This is a genomic window from Ruegeria sp. AB5 (genome assembly GCF_056542645.1).
Map to the genome: position 1 here is coordinate 765,776 of NZ_JBQGAE010000001.1, position 19,659 is coordinate 785,434.

At 59.5% G+C, this 19,659-nt stretch carries 19 protein-coding genes and 1 tRNA gene; 9 read left to right on the forward strand and 11 right to left on the reverse strand.

Features of this window, described 5'->3' with window-relative positions; all coding sequences use genetic code 11:
* Positions 1-161 precede the first annotated feature (161 nt).
* From ACR0L4_RS03875 to ACR0L4_RS03890, 4 genes are all read left to right on the forward strand, one after another.
* On the forward strand, positions 162-809 hold the full coding sequence (locus ACR0L4_RS03875) for an ABC transporter ATP-binding protein (protein ID WP_480511140.1): 648 nt from the start codon (positions 162-164) through the stop codon (positions 807-809).
* A complete protein-coding gene (locus tag ACR0L4_RS03880; RefSeq protein WP_480510717.1) occupies positions 806-3,211 on the forward strand; it encodes an FtsX-like permease family protein in 2,406 nt (801 codons plus the stop codon). Before ACR0L4_RS03875 ends, ACR0L4_RS03880 begins: the two co-directional genes overlap by 4 nt.
* Entirely contained in the window at positions 3,201-4,241 is a 1,041-nt protein-coding gene (locus ACR0L4_RS03885; protein ID WP_480510718.1) for a lipocalin-like domain-containing protein, read from the forward strand. The genes ACR0L4_RS03880 and ACR0L4_RS03885 overlap by 11 nt, the downstream gene beginning before the upstream one ends.
* A gap of 66 nt (positions 4,242-4,307) precedes the next feature.
* On the forward strand, positions 4,308-5,123 hold the full coding sequence (locus ACR0L4_RS03890; RefSeq protein ID WP_480510720.1) for a sugar phosphate isomerase/epimerase family protein: 816 nt from the start codon (positions 4,308-4,310) through the stop codon (positions 5,121-5,123).
* A gap of 3 nt (positions 5,124-5,126) precedes the next feature.
* Here ACR0L4_RS03890 and ACR0L4_RS03895 read toward each other — a convergent pair whose 3' ends face one another.
* The 4 genes from ACR0L4_RS03895 to ACR0L4_RS03910 form a co-directional block, all read right to left on the reverse strand.
* Positions 5,127-5,558 carry a universal stress protein gene (locus ACR0L4_RS03895; RefSeq protein WP_170748971.1) on the reverse strand — a complete coding sequence of 144 codons (432 nt, stop codon included), beginning with the start codon at positions 5,556-5,558 and terminating at the stop codon, positions 5,127-5,129.
* Positions 5,555-8,167 carry a TRAP transporter permease gene (locus ACR0L4_RS03900; protein WP_480510722.1) on the reverse strand — a complete coding sequence of 871 codons (2,613 nt, stop codon included), beginning with the start codon at positions 8,165-8,167 and terminating at the stop codon, positions 5,555-5,557. The genes ACR0L4_RS03895 and ACR0L4_RS03900 overlap by 4 nt, the downstream gene beginning before the upstream one ends.
* Positions 8,168-8,271: 104 nt before the next feature.
* Positions 8,272-9,240, reverse strand: coding sequence for a TAXI family TRAP transporter solute-binding subunit (locus ACR0L4_RS03905; RefSeq protein ID WP_170748973.1), 969 nt, complete (start codon positions 9,238-9,240; stop codon positions 8,272-8,274).
* Positions 9,241-9,544: 304 nt separating this feature from the next.
* Positions 9,545-9,630: transfer RNA gene (locus ACR0L4_RS03910), tRNA-Leu, on the reverse strand.
* 145 nt (positions 9,631-9,775) lie between these two features.
* Between ACR0L4_RS03910 and ACR0L4_RS03915 the strand changes: the two genes are divergently transcribed.
* Together ACR0L4_RS03915 and ACR0L4_RS03920 are read left to right on the forward strand one after the other, a co-directional pair.
* Complete coding sequence (locus ACR0L4_RS03915; protein ID WP_170748974.1) at positions 9,776-10,354, forward strand: YqaA family protein; 579 nt, start codon at positions 9,776-9,778, stop codon at positions 10,352-10,354.
* Positions 10,351-10,818, forward strand: a complete 468-nt coding sequence (locus tag ACR0L4_RS03920; RefSeq protein ID WP_480510725.1) for a disulfide bond formation protein B — start codon at positions 10,351-10,353, stop codon at positions 10,816-10,818. The genes ACR0L4_RS03915 and ACR0L4_RS03920 overlap by 4 nt, the downstream gene beginning before the upstream one ends.
* On the opposite strand, the gene ACR0L4_RS03925 is transcribed toward ACR0L4_RS03920, so the two are convergent.
* A complete protein-coding gene (locus ACR0L4_RS03925; RefSeq protein ID WP_170748976.1) occupies positions 10,815-11,402 on the reverse strand; it encodes an HNH endonuclease in 588 nt (195 codons plus the stop codon). The two genes, ACR0L4_RS03920 and ACR0L4_RS03925, sit on opposite strands and share 4 nt — an antisense overlap.
* A 213-nt stretch (positions 11,403-11,615) precedes the next feature.
* Here ACR0L4_RS03925 and ACR0L4_RS03930 point away from each other — a divergent pair, with 213 nt between their 5' ends.
* Positions 11,616-12,221 (forward strand): rRNA large subunit pseudouridine synthase E, encoded by a 606-nt coding sequence (locus tag ACR0L4_RS03930; RefSeq protein WP_480510727.1) that lies wholly within the window; start codon positions 11,616-11,618, stop codon positions 12,219-12,221.
* A 32-nt stretch (positions 12,222-12,253) separates the two neighbouring features.
* Positions 12,254-12,679, forward strand: a complete 426-nt coding sequence (locus ACR0L4_RS03935) for a VOC family protein (RefSeq protein ID WP_480510729.1) — start codon at positions 12,254-12,256, stop codon at positions 12,677-12,679.
* On the opposite strand, the gene ACR0L4_RS03940 is transcribed toward ACR0L4_RS03935, so the two are convergent.
* Genes ACR0L4_RS03940 through ACR0L4_RS03950 form a run of 3 tightly spaced genes read right to left on the reverse strand, consistent with a single transcriptional unit; the run spans position 12,676 to position 14,462 of the window.
* Entirely contained in the window at positions 12,676-13,164 is a 489-nt protein-coding gene (locus ACR0L4_RS03940; RefSeq protein ID WP_170748979.1) for a GNAT family N-acetyltransferase, read from the reverse strand. The two genes, ACR0L4_RS03935 and ACR0L4_RS03940, sit on opposite strands and share 4 nt — an antisense overlap.
* Positions 13,165-13,167: 3 nt before the next feature.
* A complete protein-coding gene (locus ACR0L4_RS03945; RefSeq protein WP_170748980.1) occupies positions 13,168-13,833 on the reverse strand; it encodes an alpha/beta fold hydrolase in 666 nt (221 codons plus the stop codon).
* Positions 13,830-14,462, reverse strand: coding sequence for a DNA-3-methyladenine glycosylase family protein (locus tag ACR0L4_RS03950; protein ID WP_480510732.1), 633 nt, complete (start codon positions 14,460-14,462; stop codon positions 13,830-13,832). The genes ACR0L4_RS03945 and ACR0L4_RS03950 overlap by 4 nt, the downstream gene beginning before the upstream one ends.
* A 97-nt stretch (positions 14,463-14,559) precedes the next feature.
* Here ACR0L4_RS03950 and ACR0L4_RS03955 point away from each other — a divergent pair, with 97 nt between their 5' ends.
* The gene (locus ACR0L4_RS03955) at positions 14,560-15,786 is read left to right on the forward strand and encodes an MFS transporter (protein ID WP_480511142.1); all 1,227 of its coding nucleotides are present in this window, start codon (positions 14,560-14,562) and stop codon (positions 15,784-15,786) included.
* On the opposite strand, the gene ACR0L4_RS03960 is transcribed toward ACR0L4_RS03955, so the two are convergent.
* The 3 genes from ACR0L4_RS03960 to cysS are packed head-to-tail and all read right to left on the reverse strand — an operon-like array spanning position 15,787 to position 19,597.
* Positions 15,787-16,569 carry a squalene/phytoene synthase family protein gene (locus ACR0L4_RS03960; RefSeq protein WP_170748983.1) on the reverse strand — a complete coding sequence of 261 codons (783 nt, stop codon included), beginning with the start codon at positions 16,567-16,569 and terminating at the stop codon, positions 15,787-15,789. It abuts the gene before it with no gap.
* On the reverse strand, positions 16,566-18,200 hold the full coding sequence (cimA, locus tag ACR0L4_RS03965) for a citramalate synthase (protein ID WP_170748984.1): 1,635 nt from the start codon (positions 18,198-18,200) through the stop codon (positions 16,566-16,568). The genes ACR0L4_RS03960 and cimA overlap by 4 nt, the downstream gene beginning before the upstream one ends.
* Entirely contained in the window at positions 18,197-19,597 is a 1,401-nt protein-coding gene (gene cysS / locus ACR0L4_RS03970) for a cysteine--tRNA ligase (RefSeq protein WP_480510734.1), read from the reverse strand. Before cysS ends, cimA begins: the two co-directional genes overlap by 4 nt.
* Positions 19,598-19,659: the final 62 nt, after the last annotated feature.

A 19,659-nucleotide genomic window follows, 5' to 3' on the forward strand; every position in this document is an offset into this window, starting at 1 on the left:
GAATTGAGGCAAGGCGAGACAGGCTCAGCATGACCGCTGCGACAGCCGAGCACAAGGCCACCCGCCCATTGTTCACCTGCGGCGAAAGGCACCGATCCCGTGTCAGCACTGGACAGTTGCGCAAACAGTTGCACATCCTTGACGAAAAAGCGGGGCGGAACATGCTGTTGTCGATCGAAAAGGTTCACAAAACATATCCCGGCGGGCGACCCGTCCTTCAGGATGTGTCCCTGTTGCTGGATCACGGCCAGACACTGGCCCTGACCGGCGAAAGCGGCAGCGGCAAGTCGACCTTGTTGAACCTGGCGGCCGCATTGGATCACTTTGATCAGGGTGAGATCACGCTGGACGGTATAGCGATGTCCGGTCTGGACGACGCTGGGCGAGCCGCCTTGCGCAGGCAACATGTGGCGCTTGTGTTTCAGCAATTCAACCTGATCCCCTCACTGACCGTTGCGCAGAACCTGTCCTTTCACGCGCGACTTGCCGGGTGTCATGATCCCGCTTGGGAAACTCATCTGTCCAACCGGATGGGTCTGAATGACTTTATGACCCGCTTCCCGGAAAGCTTGTCCGGAGGGCAGCAGCAACGCGTGGCCATCGGGCGCGCCATGGCCGTCAAGCCCAAGCTTTTGCTGGCAGACGAGCCAACCGGAAATCTTGATGAAACCGCCAGCGCAACGGTTCTGGACCTGATGTTGACGCTGGTGGCCGAGACCGGCTCGGCGCTGCTGCTGGTGTCACATTCACAAGACATTGCTGCACGGCTGGACAGACGGGTGCATCTGGCCGGCGGGCGTATTCAATGACGACCGCAATAATACAGGCCCTTTTGTCCCATTGGCGGGCCCATTGGCTGCAACTGGCCACGCTTTTGATCGGAATCGCATTGGCAACGGGGCTCTGGTCTGCGGTGCAGGCGATCAACTCCGAGGCGCGGGCAAGTTACGACAGGGCGAACGCACAGCTTGCTCTGGGGCAATTTGATGAGCTGCGCGATCCGGCAGGCGCAATTGCCTTGTCCCGGTATGCCGAACTGCGCCGGGCGGGATGGCAGGTCGCGGCCGTGTTGGAAGGCCCGTATCGGGTACAGGGACGCGTGCTGCGCGTGCTGGGGGTGGACATGGTCGCCTACCCGGACCTTCCGGCCATTGCAGAAGCAGAAAACGGAACGGACCCGGCGGACATGCTGACCGCACCCGGACGTCTTTTGGTTGCGGCCGAGCTTGCCAAGCTATTGCAGGCCGAAGGTGGGGTACCGCCCATTGTCATCAGTACCGAATTGCCACCTGATGTCATCCTGACAGATATTGGGGTCGCTGAAATCCTTCTGGACCGGCTTGGGCATATCTCTCACCTCGTGGTCCTGCCAGAACAGCCTCGGGCCTTGCCACCCTTGTCCCAGATCGCACCCGAGCTGGACCGCATCAGCCCCGCCTCACAGGTGGACACCGCACAGTTGACGGACAGTTTTCACCTGAACCTGACGGCGTTTGGTTTGCTGTCCTTTGCTGTAGGGCTGTTCATCGTGAACGGCACGGTCGGTCTGGCCTTTGCGCAACGGCGCGGGATGATCCGAACCCTGCGGGCCCTGGGGGTGTCGATGCGGCGGCTGGTCTGGTTGACCCTGGCGGAACTGACCGTGCTGGCGGTACTCGGTGGTGCTCTGGGCCTTGTGCTAGGGTTCTTCCTAGCCGGTGCCTTGTTGCCGGATGTGGCTGCCACGCTTCGCGGGCTCTACGGCGCGCCGGTCAGCGGGCAGCTTTCCTTGCAACCGGAATGGGCGCTGGCCGGGATGCTGATGGCGGTTGGGGGCACTCTGATCGCCAGTGCTCAGGCGCTTTGGCGTTTGTCCCGCATGCCGCTGCTTGCCGGACCTGGCCTGCAAGCCTGGCGCGGTTCGGGGCATGGGCAACAGCTGGCCGCGCTGTTCGGGGCCGGATTGCTCGTCTGTGGCGGGCTGGCTTATGCGATCGTCGGCGGTCTGTTGGGCGGGTTCGCCCTTTTGGCTGGCCTGCTGACCGGTGCCGCGCTTTTGCTACCCTTGTTTTTGTCCATTGCGCTTGCCATCTGTGCCGCGCGTGCGCGCGGACCGGTGGCGCAATTGGTCTGGGCGGATATGCGGGCCCAATTGCCCGGGCTATCCCTGGCCCTGATGGCGCTCTTGCTGGCTCTTGCCGCCAATATCGGCGTCGGAACAATGGTCTCCAGCTTCCGGCTGACCTTTATCGGCTGGCTGGATCAACGCCTGACATCCGAGCTGTACCTGACCGCCGAGACGGACCAACAGGCGCAGGAAATCACCGCGTGGCTCCGCCCTCATGTCGCGGCGATCCTGCCAATCCGCAGCGTAGAACTGACACACAAGACCGGGCCGTTGTTCCTCTATGGTGTGGTTGATGATCAAAGCTATCGACAGCATTGGCCCCTGATTGCAGAGACACCCAACACATGGGATCGGGTCCTGTCCGGCGAGGCCGTGCTGATCAACGAACAGCTGGCCCGGCGCGCGGATCTCTGGCCCGATGACGACCTGTCGTTGACCCCAGGCCATACGCTGACAATCGCAGGGGTGTATTCCGACTATGGCAATCCGACCGGACAGGCGATTGTTTCGATGCCGCAACTGGACCGGATTTCCCCCGGGACTGACACACGCCGGTTCGGCATACGTGTGGACCCGGACCGCGCAACCGAACTGGCCCAGAGCCTGCGGGACACGTTTGGCCTGCCACCACGGGCGGTTGTGCAACAGGCCGCCCTCAAGGCTCAGTCGCGCGCGGTTTTTGAAAACACTTTTGTTGTGACATCGGCGCTGAACATCCTGACGCTCGGTGTGGCCGGATTTGCCATTCTGACCAGTCTGCTAACCCTGTGGACGCAGCGTTTGCCGCAAATTGCTCCGGTCTGGGCGCTGGGGCTGGATCGCGCGCACCTGTCCCGGTTGGAGCTGCTGCGCAGTGCGGTCCTAGCCACGATGACCGCCTGTCTGGCGCTGCCACTTGGACTGGTTCTGGCGTGGGTCCTGCTGGCCGTGATCAACGTGCAGGCCTTTGGTTGGCGTCTTCCCATGTTTGTTTTCCCATGGGATTGGCTGGGTCTGTTCGTCCTGACCCTGTGTGCGGCCTTGGCGGCTGCGGCCCTGCCCGCGTTGCGCCTGCTGCGTCTGCCGCCGGCTGATTTGCTACGGGTGTTTGCCAATGAACGTTAAAGCGCTGCTGACTGCATTGCTGATCCTTTTCCCCCTACAAACGACGGCTCAGGGCTTTGCTGGCTTGGGGGGTGATGCCGAGGGGTTCGACGTGCCTCAGCGCGGATACGCCTTCGACTTTCCCGCCGACCACGGACCCCATCCAACCTACCGGATCGAGTGGTGGTATCTGACGGCCAACCTGAAAGGCGAGGACGGACAGGACTATGGCATTCAATGGACGCTGTTCCGGTCGGCCCTGAAGCCGTTTGAAACCGAAGGCTGGCAAAGCCCTCAGATCTGGATGGGCCATGCGGCTGTCACCACGCCCCAGCGGCACTATTTCGCTGAGCGCCTGTCACGGGGCGGTATTGGCCAGGCCGGAGCGACAGCGCAACCCTTTGCCGCCTGGATCGACGAGTGGCGCATGAGCGGGCCGGATTTTGATACGCTCTCTCTAACCGCGAACGGAGCCGTTTTCGGCTATACCCTGTCGCTGAACGCACAGGGCCCGCTGGTCTTTCACGGTGATGGCGGCTATTCGGTCAAATCCGCTGACGGACAGGCCAGCTACTACTATTCTCAGCCCTTTTATACTGTCGACGGCACGCTGCATCTGCCAGATGGCGATGTCACCGTCACTGGTCAGGCGTGGCTGGATCGTGAGTGGTCGTCGCAACCCCTGGCCGAAGACCAAAGCGGATGGGATTGGTTTTCGCTCAGCTTGGATGATGGCGACAAACTGATGGCCTTCCGTCTGCGCGGCGCACGCGGGAATTTCACCGCCGCCACGTGGATCCATGCAGATGGTCGCACCGAGGCGTTGCCCAATGGGTCAGCCCGGTTTATCCCTTTGGAAACCGCACCGGTTGCTGGCCGTGAGGTGCCCATACGCTGGAACGTGGTGATACCGGATCGGGATCTGGACGTCGACGTCTCGGCCATGATCCCCAATGCATGGATGGCGACAACATTCGAATACTGGGAAGGACCAATCTTTGTTTCTGGGACCCATACGGGTCGGGGCTATCTGGAAATGACGGGATACTGACCCTCTGTGTCGCTGAATTGTCATACCGCCACACTATGAACGCCAAAACATTACAGGGGTTTGCAGATGACAAAGATGAAAGTGGGGGCCGCATTGATGGTGGCCGATCTGCCTGCGCATCGCGAGTGGTTGCTAGACGGTCAGAGAGACCTTGAGATTCAGGATTTTTTCTCTCCGGAAAATCTGGGTGACGCATCAGAGGCGTTGATTGCAAGTGCAGAGACCGCCTTGCAAGGCTATTCCGGTCGCCTTGGTATTCACGGCCCCTTTTACGACCTGCCATTGGATTGCCGTGACCCAGAGGTGCGCGATATCGTGCAGAAACGCCTCAATCAGGGAATAGACGTGGCCGCAGCGCTGGGCGCGACGCAAATGGTGATGCACTCCCCCTACTCGACATGGGATCACTACAATCTGGACGGCGATCTGAAGGCGCGCAGCGACAAGATCGACCGCGTACACCAGACGCTGGATCCGGTCGTGCCGCGCGCGGAAACACATGGCGTCGAGCTTGTGATCGAAAACATCGAAGACAAGGACCCGACGGACCGGGTCAGGCTGGCCGACAGCTTTTCGTCCGACTACGTGCGCGTCTCACTGGATACGGGCCATGCCCACTATGCGCATGGCGCAACCGGAGCACCCCCGGTCGACTACTATGTGCGCGCCGCAGGTGAACAACTGGCCCATGTCCACCTTCAGGATGCAGATGGACACGCGGATCGTCACTGGCGACCCGGACAGGGCACCGTCAATTGGCCAGCCGTCTTCGCGGCGCTGGTTGAAACCGCCCCACACGCGCGGCTGGTGCTTGAGATGCGCTACAGTCGCGATGTCCTGCCGGGTTTCGACTATCTCAAATCGCTTGGCTTGGCCGAATAGACCCTAGCGCACGACATAGACCGAAACAGTCGAATGACGGACCACGCGCGAGGCGTTTGGACCCAGCAGATAGTCTTTGAAATCCGGCTTATGCGCCCCGATGACAATCAGATCGGACCCGGCGCTGTCGGCGGTTTTCAGAATCTCTTGATAAGCCGAACCGGTTGCGACGACATGGCGGATCGAAGCGTTGCGCTCAGCCCCCAATGTCGCAATGCAAAGCGCCGTCAGCTTTTCCTGGGCCTCTTCTAGCGCTTTGTCATGGTAGTCAGGCTCGAAAAAGCCCGACACCCAGCTTTCCCCGAAATCCGGCAGAACGGTCACGACATCCAGTTGGGCGCTGTCCAAATCCGCCAAAGCGGCTGCCTGTTTCAGAACCGGGGCGTCCAGATCTCCGTTGCTGATGTCAACGGCGCAAAGAACAGATTGTGTCATGCAGGCACCTCTTCCTGTCTGGCGGCACGACCGCGTTGCATAAAGGCAATCAGCCCCAGCAGCAGCATCGCCGGGATGTAGATCAGTTGCTTGGGTGGCTGGCTGGATGGCAGGCTGACCTCGGTCAGGCGGACCGCATCGTCACCATAGTAGTCGAAGATATCCAGATCATCCGCAACCGGCGAGCCAAACATCGGCTCTTCCAGCTTCATCAGACCATCTTCGGGGATCAGCAACAGACCCATCGCATCAAGCCGGGCTGCGCCGCCCTCTTCCTCGCCCACCGTGACAACAACTGTTGTATCAACCATCTCCAGCGTGTCGAAGTCCGGTCCAGCAACCACCAGCCGCACTTCAGTACCCGGAGGTGTCTGTCCAATCGTCTCTTCAAACGCGGCCGGTTCGACAGACTGGAACGGAGGCGCGATCCGATCCATGAAAAAGTCCGGCCGGAACAGAGCAAAGGCCACAAAGATCAGCGCAATACTTTCATAAATACGGCTGTGGGTCAGGAAATAGCCCATCGTTCCGGCGGTGAAGACAAGGATGGCTATGGTCGCGAATATGGCGACGATTATGCCTTCGACCCAGGTGACATCGATCAACAGCAGGTCTGTGTTGAAGATGAACACAAACGGCAACGCCACGGTCCGCAGGCTGTAGAAGAACGCGGTGAAACCCGTCTTGATCGCATCGCCGCCCGAAACAGCTGCCGCCGCAAAACTCGCGAGGCCCACGGGCGGTGTCACGTCCGCCATGATGCCAAAGTAGAACACGAACAGGTGCACCGCGATCAACGGCACGATCAGCCCGCTCTGCGCGCCCAGTTCAACGACCACACCGGCCATCAGCGAGCTGACAACAATATAGTTCGCTGTGGTCGGCAGGCCCATGCCCAGGATCAGGCTGAGGATACCGACCATGATCAGCATCAGGATCAGGTTTCCACCTGACAGGAACTCGACCAGATCGGCCATCACCTGGCCCACACCGGTCAGGGTCACGGTCCCCACGATCACGCCTGCTGTGGCCGTCGCCAGCGCGATGCCGATCATGTTCCGCGCCCCGTCGATCAGGCCCTGCCACAGATCGGCAACTCCGTCGATAAAGCGGTTATAGACTTCGCTTTCACCTCGGAAGATCGCCTTGAGCGGCTTCTGTGTCAGCAGGATCACGAACAGCAGAGTGGTCGCCCAGAAGGCCGACAAGCCTGGCGATTTCTGTTCGATCATCAGGAAGTAGACCAACACGATGATCGGCAGCAGGTAATGCAGGCCAGCCTTGTAGATGTCGGCGATCACCGGCAGCGTGACCTCTTTGGCATTCGGGTCATCAGGCTCCAGATCCGGGACCTGAGCCGCCAGATACAGCAACACAACATAGATCGCGCAGACCACAAGGCTGAGGATCAAACCTGCAGCTGTGGGCACCCAGCGTGTTACCGCCTCGACCGGGAATTGCGAGCCATAGCACAGCCCGGCAAAGACGAGGAAGAAGGACAGCATCCCGACAACCGTCCGCGCCAGATGCACGTCGCGGTCGCCCAACGTGGGCATGTTCCGCTTCACGGCTTCAAGGTGAACGATATAGACCAGCGCGATGTAGGAAATCGCTGCGGGCAGGAAGGCGTGGGTGATCACCTCGACATAAGAGATGCCCACATATTCCACCATCAGGAAGGCTGCGGCCCCCATCACCGGCGGCATGATCTGACCGTTGACCGAAGACGCGACCTCGACCGAACCGGCCTGTTCGCTGCTGAACCCGACACGTTTCATCAACGGAATGGTAAAGGTTCCGGTGGTTACAACGTTGGCGATGGACGAGCCCGAGATCAGGCCGGTTGCAGCCGAACCGACAACAGCGGCCTTTGCCGGACCACCGCGCAAGTGACCCAGCGCGCCAAAGGCCATCTTGATGAAATAGTTCCCGGCCCCGGCCTTATCGAGCAATGCCCCGAACAGCACAAAGAGGAACACGAATTTCGTAGACACGCCAAGCGCGATGCCGAACACACCTTCGGAGGTGATCCACATATGGCTCATCGCCTTCTTCAGGCTTGCGCCCTTCCATCGAATAACCTCGGGCACCCATTCGGACGAGCCGAAGAACACATAGACAAGAAAAATCGTGGCAATGATCGCCATTGCAGGCCCCAGCGCGCGACGCGCGGCCTCGAACAACAGCAACAAGCCGACCAGCGCGACCCATTTGTCCGTATCGTCTGCAAGACCCCCTGCATCGACGATCTTTTGGTAGAAGAAATAGCCGTAAAGCGCGACAAACGCACCCAAAAGCCCCATGATCCAGTCTTGAACAGGGATGTAGCCCCGGGGGCTGGTCTTCAGAGCCGGATAGGCGGCAAAAGCCAAAAACATTGCAAAGGCCAGATGAAACTGACGCGCGTTGTTCACGATGCTGCCGGGCAATACGTAGTTAGCCAAAGGTGAAGCCAGAACCACTTGAAAAATCGACCAGATCGCTGCCACAACAGCCAGAAAAATGCCGACATTGCCGACCGGGTTACGCCCACCCGCATCGGACGAGGCCACAAGTTCCTGCAGCTCTTCTTCGGACAGTGGACGATTGGATTGTGTGTCGGAACTCATGCAATTTCTCCCCGTCATGGCCTTTTTCGGCCTTGTCATTCACCCGTTTTGCACGGGTTTGGGTGGCAGAGCGCCCAAAGGCGCCCTGCATCGTCAGGTCTGGTTTACTGAACCCAGCCTTTTTCTTTGTAGTACTTCTCGGCGCCCGGATGCAGCGGAGCCGACAGGCCATCCGCGATCATCTCTTCGGGCTTTAGGTTGGCAAATGCCGGGTGCAACTTCTTGAAGTCGTCGAAGTTTTCAAAGACCGAGCTGACAACCGCGTAAACCGCGTCGTCCGACACGTCTGCGGACGTCACGAAGGTCGCGCCGACACCAAAGGTCGCGGTGTCACCATCCGAACCACGGTACATGCCACCTGGAATGGTTGCCGTACGGTAGAAGGAGTTGTCATTGACCAGCTTGTCGACCGCGTCGCCGCTGACGTTCACCAGAACGGAATCGCAAGCCGTGGTCGCTTCCTGGATCGAACCCGAGGGGTGACCAACGGTGTAGACCATCGCGTCAATCTGGTTGTCACACAGAGCTGCCGACTGTTCAGCCGCCTTCAACTCGGTCGCCAGTTCGAAATCGTCCGTGCTCCACCCCATCTCGGACAGCAAAACCTCCATGGTGCCGCGCTGACCGGAACCGGGGTTGCCGATGTTGACCCGTTTGCCTTTGAGGTCTTCGAAATTGGCAATACCGGAATCAGCACGTGCCACAACGGTGAACGGCTCGGGGTGAACCGAGAAGACGGCGCGCAGGTTTTCAAACGGCCCCGCCTCTTCGAATTTCGAGCTGCCGTTATAGGCATGGTACTGCCAGTCAGACTGCGCCACACCAAATTCCAGTTCGCCTTCACGAATGGTGTTGATGTTGTAGACCGAGCCACCTGTCGATTCGACCGAGCAACGCACGCCATGTTCCTTGCGGCCTTTGTTCACCAGACGACAGATTGCGCCCCCCGTCGGGTAATACACGCCAGTCACACCGCCGGTACCGATGGTGATGAACTCTTCGGCATAGGCCGCCGGAGCCATCATGGCAGCGGTCACAAATGCGCCGAGGCTAAGCTTGCTGCTGTTTTTCATTTAAGAACTCCCATTTTTATTGTGTGGGCGGGAAAAGGCTGATGTCCCCGCATCAGGGATCGCGCCGATAGGTCAGTTCGATCCGCTGTGCAACAGGGTCAGCGATTTAGATTTTCCAATGTCTCCCAACGTTTTCGAGGTTTCATTCAGACACCCGGAATGTCAAGGCCAGCGTATCGTTGTGTGGTGCGTAGCCTCAGATTTGACGTTGATTTCGTATCTTTCCCCGCTGGGTCCGATACCGAGCCCTACGCACAGGGCGTACTGCCATGGCCGGATTTGATGTCGAGATTTGCGGATTATTTGGTGCCCAAGGAGAGACTCGAACTCTCACGCCCGTGAAGGCGGGGGATTTTGAATCCCCTGCGTCTACCATTCCGCCACTTGGGCCACTCACATTGGATTAGCCTTCAAGCGCGGGAAGGTCCAGAGGCAAAAACCATCTCACGTGCGGATTGTTTTGCCAGCGGCGGTTGACCCTTCTGCGGGCACATGGTTTGGCTTGCACGACCTTTGATACAAAACCGAGTGTGCAATGCTGCGATCCCTGTACGACTGGACCATTCGACTGGCCGAGCACCCTCATGCTCTCTGGGCGCTGGCGATCGTCGCTTTTGTCGAAAGCTCGTTCTTTCCGATCCCGCCGGATGTACTGATGATCCCGATGATTCTGGCCCGCCCCTCACGCGCGTGGCTGATCGCAAGCGTCGCATTGGTGGCGTCGGTTTTGGGCGGCATGTTGGGGTATGCCATCGGGGCCTTCGCCTATGAAAGCATCGGACAACCCATTCTCGAAGCAATGGGCAAAGGTCACGCGATGGAAGAATTCAACACGCGTTTCAATGATTTCGGCTTTTGGGCCGTGCTTGCTGCCGGAGTAACCCCCTTTCCCTACAAGGTCATCACCATCATGTCGGGCTGGACGGGCATGCCGCTGGGCACCTTCATCGCAACATCGATTCTGGCCCGTGCGCTGCGCTTTTTTCTGGTCGCCGGTCTGCTCTGGGGTTTTGGCGAGCCGATAAGGGGGTTTATTGAAAAACGACTGGGTCTGATGTTCACACTGTTCATCATCTTGCTGTTCGGTGGCTTTTTGGCGGTGCGATACCTATGACAAAACGTTCAACATTGGTGGCCTTGGCGACGGCAGGGTCGATTGCTTTGTTGCTGGGCGCCTATGGGTTTCAGCATCTGGGCGAACTTGCACCCTGCAAGATGTGTATCTGGCAGCGTTACCCCCATGGCGTGGCTGCGGTGATCGGAATATTGGCGCTCCTGCTCCCTGCCCTGCAATTCTTGCCCTTGCTGGGCGCTGTCGCAACACTGGTGACCGCGTCCATAGGCGCGTTTCACGCCGGTGTGGAACAAGGTTGGTGGGAGGGCCCGTCAAGCTGTACCTCGGGCGATATTGGCGGGCTTTCTGCGCAAGAGCTGATGAACCAGATCATGTCCGCTCCGCTGGTACGCTGCGATGAAATCCCGTGGCAGATGCTGGGCCTGTCCATGGCAGGATGGAATGCCGTTCTTTCGACCCTTCTGGCACTGATCTGGATCGCAGCCTGGCGGGCGAAGGCCTAGGCTTCGTCCAGTTCCGCATCCCAGTAGAGGAAGTCGATCCAACTGTCGTGCAAGTGGTTGGGGGGGAACTTCCGACCAATATTGCGTAGGGCTTCGGCATCTGGCTGACGCGGAGGCTTGCGCAATGTCATTCCCGCCCGACGCAGTGATTTGGACCCCTTTTTCAGATTGCACGGGCTACACGCCGCCACAACGTTTTGCCAACTGGTCACCCCGCCAGCCGCTCGCGGCACCACATGGTCAAAGGTCAGGTTGTCGCGACTGCCGCAATACTGGCAGCGGAATTCATCCCTCAGAAATAAATTAAAGCGCGTGAAGGCCACGCGCTTTCTGGGTTTTACATAGTCTTTCAGGACAACGACCGACGGTATTCGTATCTCGGTACTCGGGCTTCGGACAACCTCGTCATACTCGGCCACGATATCGACCCTGTCGAGCCAGGCCGCTTTGATCGCCTCCTGCCAAGGCCACAGCGACAGCGGGTAATAGGACAAGGGGCGGTAGTCTGCGTTCAAAACCAGGGCCGGATGCTGCTTGAGCATACCGGGCTCTCTTACAAATTCGGTCCTGAAATCTCCGTCCATCACAGAATCGCTCCTCGCTCTCAGCTGCCCGTTTGTGACACCAGAGCGGAGAGCACCCGCTCCGGTCTTTTGATGACTATATATCGTGGTAAAACTCTGACAAGCCCTGAGTTTCCACAATATGTCGCAGATTGGGTAAGCCGAATCCGTAACAGACACGTGACAGTTATCCACAGGTTGCAAACAGCGCGTTTTGCAGGCTATGGCGAAGACATGACGTGGTTCATTCGATTCAACAAACCCTTTGACGTGCTGCCCCAGTTCACGGACCGCGCGCAGGCAGAGTCACCTCGCCGCACCCTGTCTGACTTTATCGATCTGCCGGGCGTCTATCCGGCGGGACGGCTGGATCGCGACAGCGAAGGGTTGATGCTGTTGACCGATCATGGCCGGCTGCAGGCGCAGATTTCCGACCCGAAACACAAGATGGCCAAAACCTATTGGGTTCAGGTCGAAGGCGAACCGGATGCTGCCGCCCTAAAGACGCTCCGCGATGGCGTTGACCTGAAAGACGGCCTGACCCGCCCGGCAAAGGTGCGACAGATTGATGAACCGGACGGCCTTTGGCCCCGCACCCCTCCGATCCGCGAACGAAAAAGCGTGCCTGACAGTTGGATCGAACTGACGCTCCGCGAGGGCAAGAATCGACAGGTGCGCCGAATGACAGCGGCTGTTGGACTGCCCACACTGCGCCTGATCCGCTATCGCATCGGCGACTGGACGCTTGACGAACTGGACCCGGGCCAATGGGACAGTCTGCCGCTGCCAACCCTGAACACCAGCCCGCAGCGCAAACGCGACCGACGTGCACGGCGGTGACAGCCACCGGGGCCTTCTGTTACACTGGTCACATGAAAATCACACCCGGCATACCGGCCCCGTCAGCCATTCTGGAGGCTGCGCTATATGTGGATGACCTGGACGCCGCCGAGCGATTCTACGGCGAGTTGCTGGGGCTGGAGCGCATCCAACGCATCGAAGACCGGCATGTGTTCTTTCGGATCGGCGGGTCGGTTCTGTTGCTGTTCAACCCGGATCAAACAGAACAACCGCCGCTTAACCCCGATCTTCCGGTCCCGCCCCACGGTGCGCGCGGTCCGGGGCATGTCTGTCTGGTTCTGCCCCGCGAGGACATCGCGGTCATGCGTAAACACCTGCTGGACTGGAACATCCCCATCGACGCCGAGTTCGACTGGCCAAGCGGCGCCCGATCTTTGTATGTGCGCGACCCCTCAGGCAACTCGGTCGAATTTGCCGAAGGACATTTGTGGGACTAGCGCAGGTTGAACCGCTTTGAAATCCGATTGACCGGTGTGCCGTCTCGCAGTTTGACGCCATAGCTGACGGAATAGTCGCGGAAACCCATCTTGTCGTAGTAGCTGAGACCCAACGCATTGTCCGCACGAATGGTTGCATTGATCGCGTTGAACCCCAAGGCCCGCGCCTGCGCGGTCGTTTCTTGGAACAAGGCACGCCCTGCCCCGCGCAGCACCGGGTTGCGGCGGGTGAAGGTGGCGATATCGACGCAGTCCTCGGGCAACGCCTCATGTGTACCTAGCCATTGAAACCCGGCGACCTCGCCCGTGTCGTCCAACGCGACAACACAGCAAACCTTGTCGGTCCCGTCCAGATAACTTTGCGCAAACAAAGCCTCGGAGAACGGGATTTCAAACGCAGTTGTGCCACCAGCTGCAATGATGTCGTTCAGGATGTGGCAAGCCTGCGCCACATCCTCGCGCATCATTGGGCGGACGGCGATCATGGATCAGAGACTCAGCTTGTCGCGCATGAAGGCCAGCGCAACACTCAGACCATCCGGCGCGATGCCGTGGCCTGTGCCTTTCATCACATGCGCGTAAACCTCTTTGAAATCTGCGGCTTGCAGGGCCTCGGCGGCCTCTGGCAGCGATTGCGGAGGTACCACGTCATCCGCATCGCCATGGATCAGCAGAATGGGCATCCGGCTGATCACTTCATCAGGCAGCAAATCGGGCTCCAACAATCGGCCCGAGATGGCGACAATACCCGCCACCGGATCTTCGCGGCGCGGGGCCACATGCAGGCTCATCATTGTGCCCTGCGAAAAACCGAACAGAACAACCTGTTCGGGCAGCACATCTTCATCCACCATCAAAGCGTCGAGAAAGGCGTTAAAGTCTTCGACCGCCATTTCCATCCCCCGGTGTGCCTCTTCCTCGGATGAGCCATCAATCCACGGGATCGGAAACCACTGGAACCCGTTGGGCATTCCGGGAATCTGTTCGGGCGCGTCGGGGGCAACAAACAGCGTGTCCGGCAGATGTTCGCCCAGCGGGTCGGCAAGACCCAGCAGATCGGCCCCGTTGGCGCCGTAGCCATGCACGAACACCACGACCGAGCGTGTATCGCCCGAAACCGGCTCTTTCCTGAGCGCGTTCAAAACCCGTGTCATCTGATCCCTTCTCTTTTCTTGGCCACCCGGTAATAGGCCCACAGCACCCGCGCCGCAACCGAGCGCCATGGCGACCAGGCCTCGGCCATCTGGCGCAGCTCTTTGTCGGTTGGACGTTTGGGCAAATCGTAGAGCACCCGCGCGGCCTCTTGCAGGGCCAGATCGCCCGGTGCGATCACATCCGCGCGACCCAGTGAGAACATGGCGTAAATCTCGGCGGTCCACACGCCGATGCCCGGAACCTGCGTCAGAGTCGCGATAACATCCGCATCAGCTGCATCGCGTAACGCCTTGTAATCAATGCGTGCCTCGGCCAGGGCACGGGCGTAGCGGATTTTTTGACGACTCAACCCGACAGCCCGCAGATCATCATCACTGGCCCACATGATCTTGCGCGGGCCTGTCAGTTTCGCGTCCTGCATCCGCTTCCAGATCGCATTGGCCGAGGCCACACTGACCTGCTGGCTTACAATCGCGCTCAGCAGTTGCGCAAAGCCGTCGGGTTTGCGCCGCAAAGGCAGCGGACCGGTTTGTTCCATCGCATAAGCCATGCGGGGGCAAGCCTCAGCCAGCCACTCGGCGCCTTCCACCACGCACTGGGGTGTTTCAATGATGCGTCCTACGATCATGGGTTCTCTGCTTTGCAATATCGGTGGCACGTTAGGTGGATATGTCGCATATGCAAGTCGCTTGTATGCCAGTGCGTTCACCGATACGCATGGGCGCATGACGATGACCACAGCCACCCCGGACGACTCGCAGGCCAAACGCAATGTTGCGGTTCTGGTCGCGGCGCAATCGATTCTGGGCGCGCAGATGCCGATGATCTTCATCGTGGGCGGGCTGGCCGGACAGTCTTTGGCCAGCAATCCATGCCTCGCCACCTTGCCGATTTCACTGATCGTTCTGGGGTCGATGCTGGCCGCCACGCCAATCTCGGGCATCATGCAACGCTGGGGCCGCCGCGCCGGATTTCTGGTCGGCGCAACAGCTGGCGCACTTGGTGGTCTGGTCGGCGCCTACGGCCTTTTTCTCGGGTCATTCCCGATCTTCCTGATCGGCAGCCTGCTGACCGGCATCTACATGAGCGCACACGGGTTCTATCGGTTCGCTGCCGCCGACACCGCCTCGGACACGTTTCGACCCAAGGCGATTTCCTATGTCATGGCCGGCGGTCTGGCCGCCGCTATCATCGGACCGCAGATCGTCAAACTGACTTCGCAGGCCTATGTGATTCCCTTTCTTGGCACCTACCTCGCGGTGATTGCGGTAAATGTCATCGGGTCGGCCCTGTTCATCTTTCTCGACATTCCGACGCCGCCAAAACCGACCGCAGACGCGCCCAAAGGCAGAACGCGTCTGGAATTGTTGAAAACCCCCCGCATCGCAGTGGCAATCATCTGCGCCATGGTGTCCTACGCCTTGATGAATCTTGTGATGACATCGACCCCACTGGCTGTTGTCGGATGCGGGTTCTCGGCCAATGATGCGGCAGATGTAGTTACCAGTCACGTGCTTGCCATGTATGTCCCCAGCTTTTTCACCGGTCACCTGATCGCACGGTTTGGGGTTGAGAAAATCGTTGCTCTTGGTCTTGTCATCCTGGCCGGGGCCGGAGTTGTCGCCCTGCAAGGTGTTGATCTGGGCAACTTCTTCATCGCCCTTATCCTGCTGGGCGTCGGCTGGAATTTTGGCTTTATCGGCGCGACCTCAATGCTGGCCGACTCGCACGATGTGCACGAGCGTGGCCGGATGCAGGGCCTTAATGACTTGCTGGTGTTCGGCGGCGTCACTCTTGCGTCGCTGGCCTCGGGTGGGTTGATGAATTGTTCCGGCGGATCTGCAGCTGAAGGCTGGACAGCGGTGAACCTTGCCATGATCCCGTTGCTTTCCCTGGCAGGCGGCGCACTTTTGTGGCTGGTTCTCAGACCCGCTGACCCCGAGCGGGCCTGATCACCAACGACCTGTCGCGGCGGTCCACATCAGAGACACCCGCCGCCGCGCCTCACCCTGACTCAACATGCCAGCTGCAACCCGGTCCGGGCGGGCGATCACCTGTTTCAAAACCCACTCGGCCTGCCATCCGACAAAAAGTGCCGGGCAGGCCGCATCCGATACAGCGGCACGCCTGGACCGGGCCTTGATCATTCGATCCAACGCCGCTTGCGCCAGCGCTTGCACGGCCTCTGGCGTGCCATCCAGCAAGGGAATACGTCCGCGTGCTTCAAGCTCGGGGATTGCGCGGAACCAGTTTGCTATGCCCACGCCATATCCAAAATCACGCAACACATCCTCATCTGCAACACCCAGGGTCTGCGCCGCAGCCACCAGAAGCGTACCGGAACTGTGCGTGATGTAGGCATCGAAATGATCCTGATCCTCAAAAGGTTCGCGATAGATGTCCCACCGGCGCACCGCAACATACGCGTCCAGCATCTCGGCCAGATGAGATGACAGGACACGGGACAAGGGTGTCACAACCTCATGCCGTCGCACAGTGGAGCCTTGCGCAATCTCCTGCAACGCATCGCGCCACCATTGCAGGCGCATTTCTGCGATCATCGGTTCATGCGTCACCCAGGGCGCGCGGGCGATCTCGACATTCAGCGCGTAAATCGGAAACAGAACAGCCCGCGCCTCGACCGGCGATGCCATTGCGGCAAGAAACCGATCCGGGTCAGCCTTTTGAACGAGGGCCGCGCAGGCATTGACGTCCGCGTCCAATGCCCTTTTCACTCTGCAACTGCCTTCCGGGGTCCGCAGTCGCGTACAAGTTTCCACTGAATCGCATCCAGCAGCGCTTCGAACGAGGCGTCCACTATGTTCGCACTCACGCCAACGGTCGACCACCGCCGGCCCTGCCCGTCTTCGCTGTCGATGATAACACGCGTGACCGCCTCGGTGCCGCCCTGAGTGATCCGAACCTTGAAATCCACCAGCCGCATATCGGCCAGGATCTGCGAATACTGCCCCAGATCCTTGGCCAGCGCCTTGGCCAGTGCGTTCACCGGCCCCCGGTCGCTGCCATCTTCATCCAGAGATTCGCTCACCGACAGCTTCTTTTCACCATCGACCTTTACCACCACGACCGCCTCGGACAGGCTGACCATGTTGTTGTACTTGTTCTTGCGTCGCTCGACCGTGACCTTGTAGCGTTTGACCTCAAAAAACGCGGGCAGTTGACCCAATTCTTCCCGGGCAAGCAGTTCGAAACTGGCCTGTGCCGTATCGTAGGAATACCCCTCAGCCTCGCGCTGTTTGATCCGATCCAGAATCCGCCCCAATGCCGGATCGCCTTTTTCCACGATCAGCCCAGCCTCGGTCAGACGTTTGCGCAGGTTCGATTGCCCCGCCTGGTTCGACATCGGAATGATGCGCGCGTTGCCGACGGTTGCCGGATCAACATGTTCGTAGGTCGAAGGGTCCTTGAGAATTGCGCTGGCATGCAACCCGGCCTTGTGCGCAAAGGCCGAGGCCCCAACATAGGCCGACTGTTTGCTCGGCACCCGGTTCAGAATGTCGTCCAGCATCCGGCTGATCCGCGTCAAACCGGCCAGCGCCGCGGGGTCGACGCCAATTTCGAATTGCGCGGCATAGGGCTCTTTCAACAGCAAGGTCGGGATCAGAGACGTCAGGTTCGCATTGCCGCAACGCTCTCCCAATCCGTTCAATGTCCCCTGTATCTGGCGCGCGCCGGCATCGACGGCGGCCAGCGAACAGGCCACCGCATTCTCTGTGTCGTTATGGGTGTGGATGCCCAAACGATCCCCCGGCAGTCCTGCCGCAATCAGTTTTTCGACGATGCGGCCGACTTCGGCGGGCAAAGCCCCCCCATTGGTGTCACACAACACCACCCAGCGGGCGCCAGCCTCAAGCGCCGCGCGGCAAACATCCGTCGCGTATTCGGGGTTGTCCTTGTAGCCATCAAAAAAATGCTCGGCATCGAACAACGCCTCGCGCCCTTGCGCCACCAGATGCGCGACCGAGGCGCGGACATTCTCGACATTTTCGGCCAGTGAGATGCCAAGCGCGTGGGTCACGTGATAGTCATGCGACTTGCCCACTAGGCACACCGCCTGCGTGCCCGCATTCATCACTGCCGCCAACACATCATCGTTCTCTGCCGACCGTCCCGACCGTTTTGTCATTCCAAACGCCGTAAGCCGGGCAGCGGTTTTCGGCGCCGCTTCAAAAAACGCGCTATCGGTCGGGTTCGCTCCGGGCCACCCCCCTTCGATATAGTCCACGCCGAGAGTATCCAGCGCCTGCGCAATCTGCACTTTCTCAGAGGTCGAGAACTGTACGCCTTGCGTCTGCTGGCCGTCACGCAGGGTCGTGTCGTAGAGGTAGAGCCGTTCCTTGGTCATTGCACGTTTTCCAGCTTTGCCGCGTCAAACCCGGTGCCGGGAACCAGTTCGACACCCTCTTTGCTCATCCGCACTTCCAGACCTGCTGCAATATAGGCAGATTTCAAACGATCCACTTCCGAGAAGTCCTTGTTCTGCATTGCCTCGGACCGCGCGCTTGCCAGACGCTCGGCATGCGCGGTCAGGTCCACCTTGGCGCTGTCCGCCCAGGCCCCCATTTCTTCGGTCATCAGACCAAGAAGCTGCGCACTCGCCAACAAGACAGCGGCATTCCCATCCGCAGCCAATCGGTGCAACTCGGCTATGGCACCCGCCGTATTCAGGTCATCCGCCAGCGCCTCGACAACCGAGGGTGCCGCGCTGGCGGCGGGTTCGATGCCCGCTGTCAGCGCCCGCCACTTGCGCAGCGTTGCCTCAGCCTCGCGCGCCTTTTTCTCGGTCCAATCCATCGGCTTGCGAAAATGGGTCTGCAGAAAGACAAACCGGATCACTTCGCCGGGTACGCCTTGTTCCAACAGATCATGCACGGTGAAGAAATTGCCCAGAGATTTGGACATCTTCTTGCCTTCGACCTGCAACATCTCATTGTGCAGCCAAACCCGTGCAAATTCACCTTCGGGATGGGCGCAGCAGCTTTGTGCGATCTCATTCTCATGGTGCGGGAACATCAGGTCATTGCCGCCACCATGGATGTCAAAGCTTGCCCCCAACAGCTCATAGCTCATCGCCGAGCATTCGATATGCCAGCCCGGACGCCCCCGCCCCCAGGGCGAGTCCCATCCCGGAAGCTCATCCGTCGATGGCTTCCACAGCACAAAATCCATCGGGTTCTTCTTGTAAGGTGCCACCTCGACCCGTGCGCCGGCGATCATGTCATCCACCGATCGGCCCGAAAGCTTGCCATAGTCGCTTTTCCACGTATCCACCGAAAATAACACGTGACCTTCCGCAACATAAGCGTGACCCTTTTCGATCAGGTCTTCAATCATCTCGACCATCTGTGCAATATACTCGGTCGCGCGCGGCATCTGGTTGGGTTGGAGCGCCCCAAGCGCTCCCATGTCGTTCAGATACCAGCCGATGGTCTCGTCCGAGCGCTCCTGCACCAGTTGCTCCAACGTGCCTTCGGCCCCGGCCTGTTTGCGCGACAAAGCGGTTGCGTTGATCTTGTCATCCACGTCGGTGAAGTTTCGCACATACGTGACATGATCCGCGCCATAAACATGGCGCAGCACCCTGTAGAGCACATCGAACACAACCACAGGACGCGCGTTGCCAAGATGGGCCCGGTCATACACGGTGGGTCCACAGACATACATCCGCACGTTTTCGGAATCGATCGGCGCAAAGTCTTCCTTCGCCCGTGTCCGTGTATTGTGCAGCTTGATCGTCGTCATCGCTTGGGCTCCTACAGCTGGCGCGTTGGCGCGGGCTTAGCAACTTGTCTCAGGGATGAAAA

Excerpts from the sequence above, each read along its gene's own strand:
- ACR0L4_RS03900 (WP_480510722.1), bottom strand. The coding sequence starts at position 8,167 with ATGAGTTCCGACACACAATCCAATCGTCCACTGTCCGAAGAAGAGCTG.
- ACR0L4_RS03930 (WP_480510727.1), top strand. The coding sequence starts at position 11,616 with ATGACGTGGTTCATTCGATTCAACAAACCCTTTGACGTGCTGCCCCAG.
- ACR0L4_RS03945 (WP_170748980.1), bottom strand. The coding sequence starts at position 13,833 with ATGACACGGGTTTTGAACGCGCTCAGGAAAGAGCCGGTTTCGGGCGAT.
- ACR0L4_RS03895 (WP_170748971.1), bottom strand. The coding sequence starts at position 5,558 with ATGACACAATCTGTTCTTTGCGCCGTTGACATCAGCAACGGAGATCTG.
- ACR0L4_RS03955 (WP_480511142.1), top strand. The coding sequence starts at position 14,560 with ATGACGATGACCACAGCCACCCCGGACGACTCGCAGGCCAAACGCAAT.
- ACR0L4_RS03920 (WP_480510725.1), top strand. The coding sequence starts at position 10,351 with ATGACAAAACGTTCAACATTGGTGGCCTTGGCGACGGCAGGGTCGATT.
- ACR0L4_RS03935 (WP_480510729.1), top strand. The coding sequence starts at position 12,254 with ATGAAAATCACACCCGGCATACCGGCCCCGTCAGCCATTCTGGAGGCT.
- ACR0L4_RS03915 (WP_170748974.1), top strand. The coding sequence starts at position 9,776 with ATGCTGCGATCCCTGTACGACTGGACCATTCGACTGGCCGAGCACCCT.
- cysS (WP_480510734.1), bottom strand. The coding sequence starts at position 19,597 with ATGACGACGATCAAGCTGCACAATACACGGACACGGGCGAAGGAAGAC.
- ACR0L4_RS03940 (WP_170748979.1), bottom strand. The coding sequence starts at position 13,164 with ATGATCGCCGTCCGCCCAATGATGCGCGAGGATGTGGCGCAGGCTTGC.
- ACR0L4_RS03875 (WP_480511140.1), top strand. The coding sequence starts at position 162 with ATGCTGTTGTCGATCGAAAAGGTTCACAAAACATATCCCGGCGGGCGA.
- cimA (WP_170748984.1), bottom strand. The coding sequence starts at position 18,200 with ATGACCAAGGAACGGCTCTACCTCTACGACACGACCCTGCGTGACGGC.
- ACR0L4_RS03925 (WP_170748976.1), bottom strand. The coding sequence starts at position 11,402 with ATGGACGGAGATTTCAGGACCGAATTTGTAAGAGAGCCCGGTATGCTC.
- ACR0L4_RS03950 (WP_480510732.1), bottom strand. The coding sequence starts at position 14,462 with ATGATCGTAGGACGCATCATTGAAACACCCCAGTGCGTGGTGGAAGGC.
- ACR0L4_RS03880 (WP_480510717.1), top strand. The coding sequence starts at position 806 with ATGACGACCGCAATAATACAGGCCCTTTTGTCCCATTGGCGGGCCCAT.
- ACR0L4_RS03905 (WP_170748973.1), bottom strand. The coding sequence starts at position 9,240 with ATGAAAAACAGCAGCAAGCTTAGCCTCGGCGCATTTGTGACCGCTGCC.
- ACR0L4_RS03885 (WP_480510718.1), top strand. The coding sequence starts at position 3,201 with ATGAACGTTAAAGCGCTGCTGACTGCATTGCTGATCCTTTTCCCCCTA.
- ACR0L4_RS03890 (WP_480510720.1), top strand. The coding sequence starts at position 4,308 with ATGACAAAGATGAAAGTGGGGGCCGCATTGATGGTGGCCGATCTGCCT.